This is a genomic window from Alteromonas sp. AWJ4_199, assembly GCF_056159165.1.
Window position 1 is genome coordinate 2741893 of the sequence record NZ_JBSWUR010000001.1, and the last position, 16315, is coordinate 2758207.

The 16315-nt window shown below is 44.9% G+C and carries 13 protein-coding genes; 4 read left to right on the forward strand and 9 right to left on the reverse strand.

Going from position 1 to position 16315, the window contains the following annotated elements:
- Positions 1-7: 7 nt before the first annotated feature.
- The 6 genes from ACXAER_RS12015 to pdsR all read right to left on the reverse strand — a co-directional run bounded on the left by ACXAER_RS12015 (position 8) and on the right by pdsR (position 8296).
- Complete coding sequence (locus ACXAER_RS12015) at positions 8-1219, reverse strand: porin family protein (protein WP_474829522.1); 1212 nt, start codon at positions 1217-1219, stop codon at positions 8-10.
- A complete protein-coding gene (locus ACXAER_RS12020; RefSeq protein WP_474829523.1) occupies positions 1219-1875 on the reverse strand; it encodes a methylamine utilization protein in 657 nt (218 codons plus the stop codon). Before ACXAER_RS12020 ends, ACXAER_RS12015 begins: the two co-directional genes overlap by 1 nt.
- Before the next feature lie 171 nt (positions 1876-2046).
- Entirely contained in the window at positions 2047-2727 is a 681-nt protein-coding gene (locus ACXAER_RS12025) for a Fe2+-dependent dioxygenase (RefSeq protein WP_474829525.1), read from the reverse strand.
- A gap of 72 nt (positions 2728-2799) precedes the next feature.
- A complete protein-coding gene (locus tag ACXAER_RS12030) occupies positions 2800-5106 on the reverse strand; it encodes a TonB-dependent receptor (protein WP_474829527.1) in 2307 nt (768 codons plus the stop codon).
- 272 nt (positions 5107-5378) lie between these two features.
- The gene (gene pdsS, locus ACXAER_RS12035; RefSeq protein ID WP_474829529.1) at positions 5379-7547 is read right to left on the reverse strand and encodes a proteobacterial dedicated sortase system histidine kinase; all 2169 of its coding nucleotides are present in this window, start codon (positions 7545-7547) and stop codon (positions 5379-5381) included.
- Between the two features lie 59 nt (positions 7548-7606).
- Positions 7607-8296: a proteobacterial dedicated sortase system response regulator gene (gene pdsR / locus ACXAER_RS12040; RefSeq protein ID WP_474829531.1), complete on the reverse strand. Its 690-nt coding sequence runs from the start codon at positions 8294-8296 to the stop codon at positions 7607-7609.
- A 731-nt stretch (positions 8297-9027) separates the two neighbouring features.
- On the opposite strand from pdsR, the gene ACXAER_RS12045 reads away from it, so the two are divergent.
- The 3 genes from ACXAER_RS12045 to trmB are packed head-to-tail and all read left to right on the forward strand — an operon-like array spanning position 9028 to position 11482.
- Positions 9028-9960 carry an ABC transporter ATP-binding protein gene (locus ACXAER_RS12045; protein WP_474829533.1) on the forward strand — a complete coding sequence of 311 codons (933 nt, stop codon included), beginning with the start codon at positions 9028-9030 and terminating at the stop codon, positions 9958-9960.
- Between the two features lie 26 nt (positions 9961-9986).
- Positions 9987-10802 carry an ABC transporter permease gene (locus ACXAER_RS12050; RefSeq protein ID WP_474829535.1) on the forward strand — a complete coding sequence of 272 codons (816 nt, stop codon included), beginning with the start codon at positions 9987-9989 and terminating at the stop codon, positions 10800-10802.
- Positions 10802-11482, forward strand: coding sequence for a tRNA (guanine(46)-N(7))-methyltransferase TrmB (gene trmB, locus ACXAER_RS12055; protein WP_474829537.1), 681 nt, complete (start codon positions 10802-10804; stop codon positions 11480-11482). Before ACXAER_RS12050 ends, trmB begins: the two co-directional genes overlap by 1 nt.
- A gap of 102 nt (positions 11483-11584) precedes the next feature.
- Here trmB and ACXAER_RS12060 read toward each other — a convergent pair whose 3' ends face one another.
- A complete protein-coding gene (locus ACXAER_RS12060; protein ID WP_474829539.1) occupies positions 11585-12316 on the reverse strand; it encodes an EAL domain-containing protein in 732 nt (243 codons plus the stop codon).
- 559 nt (positions 12317-12875) lie between these two features.
- Here ACXAER_RS12060 and panP point away from each other — a divergent pair.
- Positions 12876-14510, forward strand: coding sequence for a pyridoxal-dependent aspartate 1-decarboxylase PanP (gene panP / locus ACXAER_RS12065; RefSeq protein ID WP_474829541.1), 1635 nt, complete (start codon positions 12876-12878; stop codon positions 14508-14510).
- Positions 14511-14650: 140 nt separating this feature from the next.
- Here the strand turns inward: panP and panC are convergent, their stop codons facing one another.
- Together panC and panB are read right to left on the reverse strand one after the other, a co-directional pair.
- On the reverse strand, positions 14651-15502 hold the full coding sequence (panC, locus tag ACXAER_RS12070) for a pantoate--beta-alanine ligase (protein WP_474829543.1): 852 nt from the start codon (positions 15500-15502) through the stop codon (positions 14651-14653).
- Positions 15503-15513: 11 nt separating this feature from the next.
- The gene (gene panB, locus ACXAER_RS12075) at positions 15514-16308 is read right to left on the reverse strand and encodes a 3-methyl-2-oxobutanoate hydroxymethyltransferase (RefSeq protein ID WP_014980494.1); all 795 of its coding nucleotides are present in this window, start codon (positions 16306-16308) and stop codon (positions 15514-15516) included.
- Between the last annotated feature and the right edge of the window lie 7 nt (positions 16309-16315).

The window sequence follows — 16315 nt, forward strand, 5'->3', positions numbered from 1 at the left end:
AGGTTAATTAGAAAGTGGCTGTAAGTGCCAACTGGAACAAGTGCTCGGTAAAGTGCTCGCTGTCTTGAAAAAAGCGAAGGTTTTGCTGAGTGCCTGAGTTTATTTGCCACTCGGCGGTTATTGAGAAGTGTTTGCTAATATTGCGCCCAGCGCTGATGGTAAGCGCACGCCCTAAACTGCCATTAGGGTCGAGCGCGTAATTGTCATTATCATTCACTTGATACCAGTCAGCACGTGCAGCAAGCATATATGGAGTCATGCTATATACAGCAGCAACAAAGCCACTTTTAAAATCGTTATCTACAATACTTTCACCCATCAGAGTGTCGCCCACCAGCAACTGAGAAAATACCGTAAGGTTAGGGTTAAACATATAGCGAAGCGTTAACGAATGAAAGCGTGTATGCCATGCGTAGATGCGATCAGACTCGACTGTATTGGCGTCTGCGTTGTTATCGTAATAGTAATAGCGCATTTCAGCACTGCGCTTGTACGCCACGTGCGCCCCGAAATAATAGCCAAAGCGATTGTCTATTTCCCTAAAGGGTTCGGTCCATGCAGGAGCACCCAATCTATCTTCATCGATGACACCTGGTATAGGTAAAAAATTCACCCGTTCGTTGTAAAGTGACTGTCTATCGTGAAGTGCAAAGCCACGCCAAGAAAGTAACGTACCTGTGGTGTCGTTACCTTTAAATACACTGCCCAATACTTTCCATGACCAGTTGCTTCGCACTTGCCTGCCATTTTGTCTAAAGCTCAGTTCAACGCCAGCGGTTCTGAGTTCTTCTCCGATCCAGCTGTTTATGGCTGAGTTAGTGAGGAAGTGAGGTGATAGCCAAGCAATGTCTGTATTTTCAGCTGAAATAGCAGGATAAAATGCACCTACTTTTACTTCTGGCTTTATAGATGAGGCGCTAAGTGGCCGATATTTTAAATATAGCTGAGAAAAGTTGAGTCGTTCCTCACCGTCACTGTAAGCGTTTAAAACACCAGATAATGTCCAATCATCAAACAAACGCAGGTTGGTTGAGATAACGGCTTGAGAAAGGTGTAAGCCATCACCTTCGAATCGCTGGTGGTTTTGGCCAAAGTCTTGAAAACTTTGTGTGTTTTCTTTCAGCGCCCAGGTTCCGCGCAACAAAAAGTCTGTTTCTGCGTAGCTTGCGATAGAGAAAACTAACGACAATAGGGCTAATGATTGAGTGACAAACCGCATCAATAGTCGCCGAAACCAGAATCGAATCCGTCATCCCTAATTATGTTTGTATTAAGTGCCCATGTTACTTGAGTATCGGCAGACACAGAAATGGACTGTGCAGGGAGCGCTTTTTCACCTTCCACTTGCGGGTGCCAAAAACGGACGGTGTACTCACCATGAGGAAGTGAAATTAAAGATTGCCCTTGAGTATCAGTTTTACCAAAATAAGGAGAATCTGAAACAACAATATACCCCAGCATCCAATCATGAATATTACAGCCAATATCCACAATACCTGCATTTTCAAAGCGTAAAGGCTCTGCCGTAAACTCTTTATAAAGCTTCAGTTCGAATTGCTTTGTGGGAGAAAAAGAATAGACGTGGTGAAACAAGTTATCCGCATTAGGGAAAGTCACTTCAGTACCGGCTTTTACCACAAGCACGTGAGGTTCAAACTGTTTATCTATTTGATTCATTACGGCTGGTTCTTGCTGCGGCATCTGATGTGCATCCGGCTCAAACTGGGGCTCAAAAAGAAACACGCCGTTATCGACAGGCTCACCATCGCTATCATTCAGTGTGATAGAAAAGCTAGCGGTTTCGCCGTTTTGTCCTAAGGCCATACTTGAACAAACCATAAAAAGAAGGGCGCTAAAAAGTGTTTTATATTTCATTCAAGTACCCCAGCACAAAGTTTAAAAAGAAAGTGTTAATAGAATAAACCCAGTAATATACAACTGCGTTACACCTTTAGTATAGGACCCTATCGACTGCGACTTTATTTCGTTTTTAAGAAAGCTTTCGCGCTAATGCTTGTGACAAATTGTACTTGTGTTGAATTGAGGTTAAAGCTGAGAAAACTTTCTTACCAAGTTATGGTAAACATGATGAAGTCCATCAAGCTGCTCTCGCTCTGCGGTGCCCGCGTTAACTAGCGACTGAATACTTTGGTCAAGCTGGAAAAGGGTTTCACGCATTTGTTGGTCGCTCACCATACTTTGCAGCCAGGTGATAGCGGCAATACGCTCGCCTTTAGTGACAGGCGTCACCTTGTGTAGACTTGAAGATGGGTAGATTATTGCGCTACCTGCATCGCATTTGATTCTTTGCTCGCCAAATCCTGTCTGAATAACAAGTTCACCGCCTTCGTACTCGTCTTTGTCAGTAAGAAAAATCGTCATCGACATATCGCTGCGTAAGACATCGGGCGTATTCGGAATACGCATAATGGCGGCGTCTACGTGATAGCCATAGGTTTGCGATTCGCTGTAGCGGTTAAAGCACGGCGGGAAAATACGTTGAGGAAGGGCGGCGGATATAACTTTGGGGTGGTTACCTAATTTGCTTAGCAATTGGTTAGCCAGCTGCTGAACACGTTTGTCCTGTGCATCTGCCTGACCGTTATTTTTGACGCCTGCAGCCATACCCATCGCTGTGTTCTTGCCATCAACAAAGGGCACATCAGTAAGCTGCTGACGAAACTGAGCAACTTCGTTTTTCGTCAATAAGTCATCAATAATAATCATGTTTTCAACGCTTGTAAGAGTGTTTTTAATATAAAAAGACCTAGGCAGTTGCCTGCCTAGGTCATGCTAGCATTAAAATTCGTAGCTAACGGTACCTGTAATGTTGCGACCATCACCGATATACATGAAGGCGCCAGAACGGTAGGCTGCCGTCCAGTATTCTTCGTCAAACAAGTTTCCAATGTTAACACGGAAAGTTAGTGACTCTGAGTGATAGTAGTTGGCGAATAGATTAACCACTTGATAATCAGGAACTACAATAGAGTACTCTCCGGTTTCAGCGCTATAGCCAGCTGCAGTATCTGGTTGGCCGCCGTACATTTCTGACTGGTAGCTGTAGTCTCCACCAAAGGCAAACTTCTCATTGGGCTGATAGCGCATTTGTATGTAGAAGCTTTCGTCTGCGAAGTTACTTAGCGCAAGACCGATGTTATCTTCGCTGTAAGACTCAAGAATCTCAGAATCCATAAATGCAGCAGATGCTTGGATACTTAGCTTATCGGTAATATCACCGCTTAAACCGAACTCAATACCTTCTACGCGGTTTTCACCGGTGTTTAATGTACCAAGCGTTGAGTAGGCATCACCTACACTCTCGTGTACGTCGCTCTTAGTGATGCGGAATAGCGCTGCATTTGCGACAAGTTTTTCATTAAACAGTGACCATTTGGTGCCAAGTTCGATGTTTTCTACTTGCTCAGGGTCAGCTTGAGATGCTTGCTCGGGCGTACCACAAATACCGCCATAACCACAGTTAGCACCAAGATCTGATTCACCGCCGTTTATGTTGGTTGCCGTGCTATACGAAGCGTAGATGTTACCGTTTTCGGTCACATCGTACACTAGCCCTAAGTGACCGTTGTAGAGCTCATCTTCGAAGGCGTACACTTGATCACCACCACGACCCGACGTCGCATTAGTATAGTCGTAGCTATCTACACGCAAGCCTGCGAAAACATTAAAGTTATCGGTCAGCTCAAAGGTGTCCATAACGTATAGTGAGTAAGTTTCAATGTCGAATAGCGCATCCACGTCACCACGTGTGAAGGCTTTGCCCATCAACGAACTAATGTTATCAACTTCATTGCCACTGCCATCTAATAGGCAGTAACTTTCAGATACACCGCGGCGGCCGCTAGTTAAACAGTTCGATGGATTAGTGTAATCCATATTGAATACGCCATTGTCTACCGATTCGTCGGTGTATTCAAAACCGAATACAAAGCGGTGATCAATACCTGCAAAAGCCGTATCCCAGAATAGGTTAAACTGGGTAGTTACGTAGTCAACTTCCTGCCAACCTTGGTGGTTGCTTAGCGATAGGGTGTAAGCACCTGGGGCAGTAGGGTCTGTCGCATCACGGTTTGTACCACGCATACCCGTTGTAATGTATTCGTTTTCCGTTTTACCTACACGGGTGGCGTTATAAAAACGCACGTTATCGCTAATATCATATTCAGTACGCAAGGTGAATGTGGTCACTTCCGAGTTTTGGAAGTCCTCGTCTTGTGCATATACAGGAATATCTTCTAGCGGATAACCGGCTTCGCTGTCGTAATAGCTACCTAAGTCAGGAATGTCTTCAGCGTTCAGGTAATAAATATCGCCAGTAAAAGACAAGCGGTCAGTAGGCTGATTCACATATGAAAGCTGCACACCTTCACGATCACGTTCAATGCCTTCACGGCCAGGTTTATCTTCAGAAGAATAAAGGCCATTTAAGCGCACAGCGCTGGTTTCAGTCAGCGTTTTGTTTAAATCAACGGTTACTCGCTTGTGCTCGTCGGTACCTACTGCGGCATCAATACGGCCGAAGTTATAAGCGGTAGACGCCTTTTTGGTGATAGAGTTAACCGCACCACCTGAAGAACCGCGACCGGCAAAAGTAGAACTAGGGCCTTTGGTTATTTCAACGCGTTCGGTAGCGAAGCTTTCACGGGTTGTCATACCTGGGTCGCGAAGACCATCAACGAATACATCACTGCGTGCTTCGTGGCCACGAATAATATAGCGGTCACCAAAAGCATTACCATTCTCACCTGTACCTAAAGTTACACCAGCTTGTGCCTGTAGAATGTCTTTAAGATCTGTTCTACCACTTTCTTGAATTTGGTCTTGGGTAAGAACGCTAATGGTTTGTGGTGTGTCAACAAGATCTGCTAGGCGACGAGGATCGCCAGATTTATTGTAGCGGTAGATAGATTGTTGTACGCCGTGAATTTTAATCAGTTCTATTGCTTCGTCAGTTACGGCCTCACATTCTGCTGAAGTAGTGTCATTACACGTTTCTACTTCTTCCTGGGCCATAACTGCGCTGCTGCCAAATGCCAGTGCAGCGGCAATGGTTTGTGCGCCCATAGTTAATTTAGTGTTTTTCATCCTGTTTCCCTTGAGTGTGTGTAAGGAGGACGAAGTCTATGAGATATGCAAAGCAATGTAAATATAAATAATAAACATTCTCATTTGATATGTTTGAAAGAGTCTTAAGTAATGCTTAATTCAAATTCTCTTTATATTTCGGCCAGTTGCTTTTGTAAGATAGCCTGCCATTTAACAAAAAGGACGTCTCATGAGGAGAGACTTTTGCTTTGCTATTAGATTCTCCGACTATTTATAACAAGTAACTTTGCCAAAAATAGCTTATATCAGAATTAAAGCGGCAGAGTAACGGTAACGATGACACCCGTGCCATCTCCTCTGTCATTTAATAAGAGCTGACCTTTATGAAAAGTGGCTATCATGTTCGCAATATAAAGTCCTAATCCTAAATGAGGAGAGTTAGTCGCGTTTTGCACGTCATTTTCTTTTCTTACCGATACCATGGATTGGGTAAGCTGACTCTTCATTCCTTTGGGTAGTAAAGGCCCAGGGTTACTCACCGACAATTGAACAGTTTTTTCGTGCTTTTCGAGTTTGACGATAATTTCATCATTGTCTTTGCTGAAGTCCACAGCGTTTGACACGATTTTATCGAAAAGCTGGGCAATAAGTTCAGGTGACCCCTTAATAAGCAAACTATTATCAGTAGATATAAAGGTCCATTTTCTTTGCGCATAAGCGTGCTGATAGCCCTGAACACATCCGTCAATCACCTTAATAATATTGAAGGTTTCTAGGTCTTCCTGCTCAATCGCCTGCTCTAATCGCGTTGCCTCACTCATACTGTTTAATATGGTACTTAGGCGATTTACGCCCGACTGAGCCCTTTCAACAAATACTGCTTGTTGATCAGCGTCATTAACGTGAGAAAGCATGTCTAACGATGACTTCACCACAGCGATAGGTGTTCTAAGCTCATGAGACAAACGAGAGGCCATGTTCTCTAGATAAGAGTTGTATTGCTGTAAGCGTGAAAGAACGTCCGCAAATGAACGGGATAAATCGCCAATTTCATCACGTTGATTCGATACCGGCAATGTGCCAATAATTTTACCATTGTCATCAATGACAGCCTCGGTGTTATCGCGAAGGGAACGGATACGATTTGAAATTCGCGTAGCGAATAGCAGTAACCCCAATGTACCTATGGTCATTACTGCTAAAATAACGTGGAAAAGTTGTTCTAGGGCTCGGTTTCGCAATGTGCGAATGCCATTGGTTGTCTGTTCTACAATTACCGCCCCCATTACATTGCCTTCAATAAAAATGGGGTAAGCAGCAGAAAGTACAATAGCTTTGTTATCGGGAGACAAACGCCACAGTGAGTCTGGTTGACCATTTAACGCCGTACCTAAATCCTGCCCCACGAGTGCGTAGGCATCGTCTAACTCATCGATAAAGTCGGCAGGTGGGCGCGTAAGAATTTGGTAGTAAAGTGGAAGTAACCACTCACTTTCTATCCAATGCCATACCGCATTAGATGGGGCTTCTTTTTCATCGACTTTAATGCCTGTAGCCGATTGAATATCACCAGCGCGAGCGAGCACGCGTTTGTGCTTGTCCACAACCCACACCCTAGAATCGGCATATTTCAAGCCTGCCAAAATACGCTCAATTTCAGGGGAGGGTGTTATGACAGTTCCCAGTTCAGCGAGTTCTTTTGTATTTGCCGTGCCGAGCGCGTATTGCTTCAACCTGCTGTCTTCATTATCAACATCGACAAGTGAAAATGCTAAGCCGCCTGTGGTCATAGACAGCGGAAAGCGCAATTCAACATTGTAGCCAGTGGCGGTTTCCTGCCAGCGACCTTGAATTGAAAGGGCGTTCTCTATTGCCCGCGTTGTAGACGTGTTGCTAGCAAGTTTGTACGCATTTACCCAGCCACTTTCATAGGGCGCAACAACGTATCTTGCTAGTTCGCCCTCTGGGGTTTCCATGCCGATAAGTAAATGGTCGCCCGTTTCTACACTTAAGCTATTAGGTTGCCGCCATAACAGCACGTCATCGCTCACTTCAAACATGGCATACAAAAATTGTCCGTAGCGTCCCACCATATGCTTAAAAGACAGGCTAGTGGGTTCGCCAGCAAAGCCGTTGTAATACTCAATGATTTCATCACTGCCATACTCGCTCATCAACTCACTAACTTGCTGCCAGTCGTTAAGTTCGCCATCTAGCTGAATAGGATAAGGAATAGGCGGCGCGTAAAGGTCTGTACCGGGGCGTACGTCTTGAAGATAAGCTGATTGACTATCAAATAAAGCTGGTCGCTCGTGAAGCGCAGTGGCGACGGCTCGCGCCGTACCTATCATGGTCTGCTCTTGACCATTTCTAAGGTATTGTTCAAGCTCCCACACATAGTTATAGCCCAAGTAGGGAATGGTGAATAGGAACAACGACAGCACCATAAGCTGAAGGCGGATAGAAAAGCGAAATCCCATGTGTGTAGCCGGTTGCCTCTATTTTTTACTGATGATACACAGCGTTAAACCCACGTACTTTAAAGCTGCCAGCGATACCCCATACCGTACACGGTATCGATATGATCAAAGTTTGCGTCAAGCTGCACAAATTTCTTGCGCATACGTTTTATGTGAGACGTAATGGTGGTGTCGTCGACTACCATTCTCGACTCATCCATAAGCTGTTGACGGCTTTTTACGTGACCTGGTCGCTTGATGAGTGCGTGCAGCATCCAGAACTCTGTTACCGTCAGTAAAACAGGTTGGTTTTGCCAGTTTACCGTCATTCTCGATACATCTACTTTTAAGTCACCTACTTTTAGCTCATCTTTTTGCTCTGTGGGAGCAGCAAGCAAATCTGTACGTCTAAACAGTGCGGCAATTCGGGCTAGCAGGTGGGCCATGCTGATATCTTTAGTTAGATAATCATCAGCGCCCATTCTAAGGCCACTAATAGTATCGACGTCGTTATCCCGCGCAGTAAAAAAGATAATAGGAAGGGTTTGAGAAAGACCTCGCAGTTGCTGGCACAGCATAAAGCCACCTTCTATTTCATCTTTCAAACCAATATCAATAATGGCTAAGTCGGGTAGGGTGTGGTTAAACGCTTCGGCCGCAGAGGGTCTGTCTTCATAGGCATTTACGCTATATCCCTGCGCTTTAAGCGCCATAATGTAGTTTTCGCGAATGGCCGCGTCATCTTCCACTAATGCAATTGTCTTTGGCATACATTAACCCGCAATTATAATTCTAATAAAGCGCACACTATACCTATGAACAAAAGCTATTGCCTAAGTTCGACATAAAATCCTCAAACTTGCCTCATTTACGCCATATTTGAGAAGCGTTGAGCGAAATTTTTATTAATAGAGCATTCTACAACGCGAGTTTCTATCTGGCTTAGCGTTCTATTGTACTGTCTGTGTGGATTAGTATTAAACCATCATTACATTTCCACAATTGGGTGCCTTTTCTGCCATTTATACCGTGTTAAATAAACATCATCTGTCGAACACAGTGCGCACCGCTTCTAAACAGGCTTCTTTACTCAGTCTGTTTTAACAGGTGCAACGTGATTAAAACAGACTGTGCTGTTGACGTCTTTTTTATTCTCAAGAGAGTGACAAACAGCACCGTGGAAGCGGTAAGGCTGAACTTCTACGTAAATATTTCTATTGGCTTATAGCTACCCTTTGCGCTGCGTGCTCCCCCAACGGTACGCAGCGCTTTTTTATTAGGGTTGAAAAAGTGCTTTTCGCTCTCATTTTCTAACTGTTTAAAGCAACCACTAAACGCGAGTGTATTCATTTAATAGCATGAACTAGGTTACACTTTGTAGGCTATATATTGTTAGCGACAGATAACGACATCTCACTAAAGTTGGTTAGGGCGTACTGATTTTCGGCTCATAGCAAAGGTCAGTATGTCTTAGTAGTCACACTCTCACTACGGGCAAATCATGAAAGCGTTGGACATTAAAGGGTTAACCAAAACCTACAAAGGTGGCGTACAGGCACTAAAAGGCGTCGACCTTACAGTACAAGAAGGAGACTTCTTTGCATTACTCGGCCCTAATGGGGCGGGAAAATCTACCACCATTGGTATTATAAGCTCACTTGTTAATCAAACTAACGGCAGTGTTTCGGTGTTTGGTTATGATCTCACAACGCAAAAAGAACAAGCTAAAGCCTGCATTGGTCTGGTACCACAAGAGTTCAACTTCAATCAGTTTGAGACCGTGCTGCAAATTGTGCTTAACCAAGCTGGGTACTATGGCGTACCGCGCAGTGTTGCGAAAGAACGCGCTAAAAAATACCTTGCTCAACTCGATCTATGGGAAAAGCGCGATGCCCGCGCCCGTGAGTTATCGGGCGGTATGAAACGCCGCTTAATGATTGCTCGTGCGTTAATGCATGAACCAAAGCTACTTATTCTAGATGAACCAACTGCAGGCGTAGATATTGAAATTCGCCGCTCTATGTGGGGCTTTTTAGAAGAAATAAACCGTCAGGGGATAACCATTATCCTCACCACCCACTACCTTGAAGAAGCAGAGATGCTGTGTCGCAATATCGCCATTATTAATAAGGGCACCATTGTAGAGAACACCAGCATGAAGGCGCTGCTGTCTAAGCTTAATGTAGAAACCTTTGTGTTAGATATTAAAGCCCCAAATGGCGTGTCGACCACAGACAACCTGCTAACCGGTTTCGAGCACCGCTTGATTGATGACCACACCCTTGAAGTTGATGTAGAGAAAACCGAAGGACTAAACCCAGTTTTCACGCAACTCAGTGAAAAGGGCGTTCAAGTAATGAGTATGCGCAACAAATCTAATCGCCTTGAAGAATTGTTTGTGCGTTTAGTTGAATCAGCTAAACAAGCTAGCTAAGCCCACAGCAGGAAAAGGTGAAGAACATGAAAACTGAAAGTACACAAATGAACACAGAAGAAAACGTGGGTTGGTTTAAACAAAACTATGTAGCGCTAACCACGATTTGGATAAAAGAATGCACGCGCTTTTTGCGCATATGGGTACAAACCCTAGTGCCGCCAGCTATTACAATGAGCCTTTATTTCGTTATATTCGGTAGCCTTATCGGTAACCGTATTGGCGAAATGGGGGGCTTTACCTACATGGAGTTTATTGTACCGGGTCTCATTATGATGTCGGTGATCACAAACTCTTACGCCAATGTGTCGTCTTCATTTTTTAGCGCAAAGTTCCAGCGCAATATTGAAGAGCTATTGGTATCGCCTGTACCCACCTCGGTCATCATTCTTGGCTATGTGGGTGGCGGTGTAGCCCGCGCTATTCTTATTGGCATTATTGTTACCTTGGTATCGCTATTTTTCGTTGATGTACAAATACATCATTTAGGCATTATAGCGCTGACGTTATTACTTACTTCTACCTTGTTTGCCACTGCGGGCCTGATTAATGCGGTGTTTGCCAAAACTTTTGATGATATCAGCGTGGTGCCAACGTTTGTTTTAACGCCGTTAACTTATTTAGGCGGCGTATTCTATTCTCTTACGCTATTGCCTGAATTCTGGCAATGGGTGAGCAAAGCGAACCCTGTTGTATATATGGTTAACGGATTTCGATACGGCTTTTTAGGTGTATCTGACGTGAACGTGACACTATCGCTTACTTTGTTAGTGGGCTTCAACGCGTTGCTATTTAGCGTAGCGTACTATTTACTTAAAACCGGTAAAGGTATTCGGAGCTAATGGCAAGCGGTAACTCTAGAGAAATCACCACATCGCAGGTGGGTATTCACGATAAGTTAGATGACTTAGTAAAAAAGTACCAAGCGAGTGAAAACAAGCGACCCATTAGCGAGCATACACAAGCCGCCTTTGACGAGGTAAGTGCGTGGTTTGATGCTGGCGACGGCTTCAACGGCGAGGTTATTCTAGACTCTTGCTGTGGTGTTGGCGAAAGTACGGCAAACATAGCAAGAGCTAACCCCGATGCCCGTGTTATCGGCATTGATAAGTCAGCTTTACGAGTAGATAAACATGAGCATTACAGCGCGCAGCAGGATAACTATCGGGTGATCCGTGCTGATGTGAATGACTTTTGGCGCCTGGTAAAACAGTCTAACTGGAACGTGACGCAGCACTTTTTACTGTACCCAAACCCGTACCCCAAAAAGACCCAGGTTCAAAAGCGTTGGCACGGCAGTGCGGCCATGGTGGATTTGATGGCGATCACCCCTAACATAGAGGTGCGAAGCAATTGGCTTATCTATCTAATGGAATTTGCGCAAGCGGCTAAACACTACGGCATGGTGTCAGACTTATCTGAAGTCACCGGCGACAATCACATGACGCCGTTTGAACGAAAGTACCGAGGTAGCGGGCAGTCCTGTTGGAAGCTAAATTGTCGTAGTGAAGAAAGCGCATAAAGCTCTCAATATTTGGGCGGCAGCTTAACTTAAATAAAAGGGCGGGGAGCTTACTTCAATACCTCGCCCTTTTTTCGTCTATATCGCTAAACGACGAGCCTATTAATGCCGTGCTGTGGCAGAGCGTACGTTCGCTAAAGGCGGACTAAACACATAGCCCTGAGCATAGCGAATGGGCAAGCGTTTTACGCGTTCTAAATGCGCTTCATCTTCAACGTGTTCGGCTATGGTGCTTACGCTATGTCGTTCACACAGCGACAGTAAATAGTCCACATATTCTCTTACCGCCTCTTGTTCATCGTAATGTTTAATGAGCCCGCCCGCTAGCTTTATGCCTCGAACTGGCAGGTTCATCAACGCCCGTATATTTCCTGGGCAAGAGCCTACATTATCGATAAACACGCCAAGCCCGGCATGCATACTTTTTTCTATAAAGGCGGTTAAGTTTTTAGGGTTAGACAGTGCTGTAGATGCGCTGACTTCAATGCTTACTCGCTCTGGCGCTGGGTAACTCGCTAAATGGGTTATAAGTGTGTTGGTAAGTTCCTGGTTATACAAATCTTTGGCACTTATATTAATATTCCAAGGAATATTCACATCGTGAAAGTAACTGGCACACTGAACGAACATACTTGCTGCAAGTGAATTTACATGTTGCTCTCGTTCAATAAGATAAAGAAATTCGCTGGGCAGAAAGGTTTTATCCCCTCGTGTAATAAGGCGTGCCAAGCATTCGTATCGCCACACTCCTTGGCTATTTAAATCAACGATGGGTTGAAAGTAGGGGACAATATCTTCTATGGAGAAATCCTCGGATATTTCGCGAATGGGCATAAACCGACCTCCTTGCAATAATGTATCTAATAGTGACTGATACGTCGCTGACACCTGTACTTAACAGCTATAGCAGACTGCGCATTCGCACTATTCATAAATTAAATATAGTTGAGAGTGCAAAATTTTGCGGTACTAATTTGAAAGAAGTATGGTTTATCCTTGCAGGTCACATCACTAGGCAGCTATAGGTATAGTGTGTGCACCGTGTCCATGAAAATTGACTAACTAGTCTGAATGTTTCACATAAGACGGTGAATTGGCGGTTTCTGCCTCTTGGCGAGCATTGCAATCTGATGTAAAGTGCCACACCCTGAAAGTATTGTGATAAGTTTCAGGTTTGGCAACGAATGGACCGCGTCAACGCGCATTAGCCTAGCCGATATCTAGTTTTTTATAGCAACGAGGTATAGGGGTTAAATAGCTGCTGTTTAAGAAGCATGCTAAATGGCTAAAAGGAAAAGTAAGTGTCAGGCCGGTATCCTACAAAACCGCCTGTTTATTTCGCCCAATAAATGTAAGCGAAATGTGTGATTGTTTAAAGTATGAGGTGTGTTGAGTGGGTGAAGCGCAAGTTAGTTTAGAGCACCTGTTTAGGGTCTTTACCAAACCTGAACACAAAGACTCAAAGCTGGCTCAAATAGAGCAGCATTTATCTGACAATATCTTAGATTTTTTGTCGCAGCATGTCGTGACAAAAAAAACGTCGTTAGAAGAAATTGAAAAAGACTTTTCAGACTCCAAGGTGCCTGAGTCACCCGAGTTTGTGTCTACTCATGCTGAAAGCTTGCTCGATAAGCTCGTTGCGCACTCTGTAAATACTTACTCGCCTACATTTATTGGTCACATGACCTCTGCGCTGCCTTATTTTCACCTACCGCTTTCTAAGCTAATGGTAGGGCTTAACCAGAACCTGGTTAAAATAGAGACCTCTAAAGCGTTTACGCCCCTAGAACGCCAAGTGCTGGGTATGATGCACAACCTTGTGTATGACCAGCCCCAGGACTTTTACGATGAGCACTTGCACAGTGCGGCACACTCATTAGGCGCATTCTGTTCAGGTGGTACTATCGCCAATATCACTGCCTTGTGGGTAGCTCGCAATAAATTGCTCGGCCCACAAAAGGGCTTTTCAGGCGTGGCTAAAGCGGGCCTTGCCGCTGCTTATCGTCACTACGATATTAATAACTTAGGGGTAATGTGCAGTAAACGTGGCCATTACTCGTTATCAAAGGCAGTAGACTTACTAGGCTTAGGGCGTGAGCAGTTACTAACGGTCGCTGCGCCGAAACAAACCCTAGATCCAGCGAAAGCCCTTCGCATTGGTAAACGCTATCAAGAAGAAGGCAATAAACTCCTTGCTATTGTTGGCGTGGGCGGTACCACTGAGACCGGTCACGTCGACCCGCTGGATGAACTTGCTGACGTCGCCAAAGAGCTGGGCTGTTGGTTCCACGTAGATGCAGCTTGGGGCGGCGCTACGTTGTTCTCAGCGCGTTATCGCGACAGACTAAAAGGCATAGAGCGAGCAGACTCAGTCACTATTGATGCTCACAAGCAAATGTACGTGCCTATGGGTGCAGGCATGGCCCTTTTTAAAGACCCACAACATGCCAACGCGGTAAGACATCATGCTCAGTATATACTGCGTGCAGGCTCGAAAGATTTAGGTGCTACCACGTTAGAGGGCTCCCGTAACGGTATGGCTATGATGGTGTACTCGGCACTGCATATATTTGGTCGCAAAGGTTACGAGCTCCTTATTGATCGCAGCATCGATAAAGCCAAAGACTTTTCACAAATGATAGATAAGGCGAGTGACTTTGAATTAACTACTACGCCGACGTTATCGCTATTAACCTATCGAGTGTGCCCTGAAGAAGTGCAGGAAAAGCTGAAGCATGTGAATGCTAAAACCCGCAACGCTATTAATGAGAAGGTTGATGCCCTTGTTGTTGCCGTCCAAAAGCAGCAGCGTGAAGCGGGTAAGTCATTTGTATCTCGTACTCGCTTAGAAGCGCCAGATTACCCATCTCAGTGTATTACCGTATTTCGCGTGGTGTTAGCCAACCCGCTAACGAGTCATAATGATTTGGCCGCTATTTTGGCTGAGCAGCACTTAATCGCGAAAGAAACGCAGGCGTGGAAAGAGCTAATGGATTTTGTTCGCGAAGCAGATACCGTTGCTTTATAGATGTTAGCTTATCAAGTGTTAGTCTTTTAGACGCTAACGAAAAAGCTAACTTCTCAGAACGAACAAATAAAAAACGCCCAATGCGGGCTCTGTTTAAGAGTAATGCATTGGGCGTTTTTTCGTTTATATGTGGCTTTCGCTTAACGTCGCGTAATTTGCATGTTATCGATTAAACGGGTCTTACCCATAAACATAGCAACTAGCAATACTAGCTCTTTGTCGCTATCGTTAGCCGCTTCAAACGTAGCTGCGTTAACTACCTGGCAGTAGTCTTTCTTAAAGCCTTTCGCTTCAAGGTTAGCAACCATGATATTTTCAAGCTCAGCAAAGTGAGTATTACCACTTTCAATGCTCGCTTTAATACGCTGCATCTCTTCAAAAATAGCGCTTGCTGTGTTTTTTTCCGCCTCTGTCAGGTAGCCATTTCTAGAGCTCATTGCCAGACCTGACGCCTCGCGCTCGGTAGGTACGCCATGAACTGTTACCGCCATCGACAAGTCGCGCGCTAGAGCGCGAATAACTTGTAGTTGTTGGAAATCTTTCTCGCCAAAGAAGGCATCGTCTGGCTGTACCATGTTAAACAGTTTAGTAACCACGGTTGCCACGCCGCGAAAATGTCCTGGACGACTTGCCCCACAGTGAGAGTCTGATATACCAGGCACTTCAACAAAGGTTTGCGCGTCTAGACCTGCCGGGTACATCTCAGCAACACTTGGTAAAAATACGGCATCTGCGCCCACCGAAATAAGCTTAGCTTTATCTTCTTCAATAGTGCGTGGATAGGCGTCTAAATCTTCGTTCGCACCAAACTGCATGGGGTTAACAAAAATGCTTACCACCACTTTGTCGTTGTGTGCTTTTGCTTTTTTAACTAGTTTAAGATGACCGTCGTGCAGGTTACCCATCGTGGGTACAAAACCTACGGTTTCACCATTTCGACGCCACGTATTTACGGTGTCGCGCAATGTTGAAATACTATCAAGCACCTTCATATTTTACCCCGTTATTCGAAGCTGTGTTCAGCAGAAGGAAACGCACCGCTTTGCACATCTTCAATGTATTTTGATACTGCTTTGCGCATATCTCCAGTTTCTACAAGATAGTTCTTAGAAAACTTAGGCATGTAGTTGGCGCTGATACCAAACATATCGTGCATCACTAGAATTTGGCCGTCAGTATCTTTACCTGCGCCTATGCCTATTACAGGTATGGTTAAGGCTTCGCTTACTGCTTTCCCTAGTGATGAGGGTACGCATTCAAGTACCAGTAGCTGAATACCGGCTTCTTCTAATGCTTTTGCTTCACTAAGCAGCTTTTCCGCTTGGCTTGCTTCACGACCTTGTACTTTAAACCCACCGAATACGTGAACTGACTGCGGTGTTAAGCCTAAATGCCCGCATACGGGCACGCCGCGAAGGTTTAAGCCTTTAATGGTGTCGCATAACCAGCTTCCGCCTTCCATCTTTACCATGCTAGCACCGGCAGCCATTAGCTTTGCTGCATTAGTGTAGGTTTGCTCTGGTGTAGCGTAAGACATGAATGGCATATCAGCTAAAACGAAAGCGCGCTCGGTACCACGTCGTACACTTTTTGTGTGATAAGCAATATCGTCGATAGTTACCGGAAGGGTGTCGTCTTCACCTTGAAGAACCATGCCTAAAGAGTCGCCGATAAGAAGGGCGTCTACGCCTTGTTCATCAAACATTTTGGCGAAGCTGGCGTCGTAAGCGGTTAAAGAGGTGATCTTTTCCCCAGCCTGCTTTTTCTTAAGCAAGCCAGATACTGTTACTTTCTTCATGACATGT

What these genes read in the sequence shown, in the direction of transcription:
- ACXAER_RS12015 (WP_474829522.1), bottom strand. Translation starts at nt 1,219, where the DNA reads ATGCGGTTTGTCACTCAATCATTAGCCCTATTGTCGTTAGTTTTCTCT.
- ACXAER_RS12020 (WP_474829523.1), bottom strand. Translation starts at nt 1,875, where the DNA reads ATGAAATATAAAACACTTTTTAGCGCCCTTCTTTTTATGGTTTGTTCA.
- ACXAER_RS12025 (WP_474829525.1), bottom strand. Translation starts at nt 2,727, where the DNA reads ATGATTATTATTGATGACTTATTGACGAAAAACGAAGTTGCTCAGTTT.
- ACXAER_RS12030 (WP_474829527.1), bottom strand. Translation starts at nt 5,106, where the DNA reads ATGAAAAACACTAAATTAACTATGGGCGCACAAACCATTGCCGCTGCA.
- pdsS (WP_474829529.1), bottom strand. Translation starts at nt 7,547, where the DNA reads ATGGGATTTCGCTTTTCTATCCGCCTTCAGCTTATGGTGCTGTCGTTG.
- pdsR (WP_474829531.1), bottom strand. Translation starts at nt 8,296, where the DNA reads ATGCCAAAGACAATTGCATTAGTGGAAGATGACGCGGCCATTCGCGAA.
- ACXAER_RS12045 (WP_474829533.1), top strand. Translation starts at nt 9,028, where the DNA reads ATGAAAGCGTTGGACATTAAAGGGTTAACCAAAACCTACAAAGGTGGC.
- ACXAER_RS12050 (WP_474829535.1), top strand. Translation starts at nt 9,987, where the DNA reads ATGAAAACTGAAAGTACACAAATGAACACAGAAGAAAACGTGGGTTGG.
- trmB (WP_474829537.1), top strand. Translation starts at nt 10,802, where the DNA reads ATGGCAAGCGGTAACTCTAGAGAAATCACCACATCGCAGGTGGGTATT.
- ACXAER_RS12060 (WP_474829539.1), bottom strand. Translation starts at nt 12,316, where the DNA reads ATGCCCATTCGCGAAATATCCGAGGATTTCTCCATAGAAGATATTGTC.
- panC (WP_474829543.1), bottom strand. Translation starts at nt 15,502, where the DNA reads ATGAAGGTGCTTGATAGTATTTCAACATTGCGCGACACCGTAAATACG.
- panB (WP_014980494.1), bottom strand. Translation starts at nt 16,308, where the DNA reads ATGAAGAAAGTAACAGTATCTGGCTTGCTTAAGAAAAAGCAGGCTGGG.